General features: G+C 70.6%; 1 protein-coding gene. It reads right to left on the bottom strand.

What is annotated here, in order from left to right; translation table 11 throughout:
- Positions 1-49: 49 nt before the first annotated feature.
- Positions 50-626, bottom strand: a 577-nt coding sequence (locus ADK60_RS24500; RefSeq protein ID WP_199839748.1) for an FG-GAP repeat domain-containing protein, incomplete at its 5' end; no start/stop codon positions are given.

The raw sequence follows: 626 nt of genomic DNA, 5'->3' as shown, positions 1-626 counted from the left end.
GGTTCGTGGCCGGGGTTCGTGGTGCCGGTCGGTGGTGCGGGTGCGGGGTTCAGGCGCCGGCGGCGATCTGGCCGTAGTCGATCCAGCCGGGGTTGTTGCGGTCGTCGCCGCCGTTGTTGAGGAACGCGGTGGTGGGGCCGGTGGTGACGAGGTAGTCGGCACGGCCGTCGGCGTTGATGTCCGCCAGCGACACCGCGTTCTGGTCGCCGGTCAGACCCGTGGTGATCTGCGCCCGCAGCGTCCAGCCACCACCGGTGTCGCCGCCGTGGTTGACGTAGCTGGTGATCGAGCCGCCGGGGTTGACGATGTTGTAGTCGGCGCGCCCGTCGCCGTCGATGTCGGCCCACTTGACGCGGCTGCGGTCGGTGGTGACACCACCGGCGACCTTGCCGAGGTCGCTCCAACCACCGACACCGGTGTTGCGGAACACGCCCACCGCACCGTCCGCCTGGGTGACGACGTAGTCGGTGCGCCCGTCGCCGTCGAAGTCCGCGAACGTCACCTGCGAGGGGTCGGCGGTCAGGCCGGTGGCGACCTGGCCCAGGTCGCTCCAACCGCCGCGCCCCCCGTCACCGCCCTTGTTCAGGAACACCCGCACCGACCCGTTGGCGTTGATCAACAGGTAG

The sequence above is a fragment of the Streptomyces sp. XY431 genome (assembly GCF_001279805.1).
Classification (GTDB): Bacteria; Actinomycetota; Actinomycetes; order Streptomycetales; family Streptomycetaceae; genus Kitasatospora; species Kitasatospora purpeofusca.
Note: the sequence above shows the minus strand (reverse complement) of the source record. Positions and strands in the feature narration are given on the sequence as shown.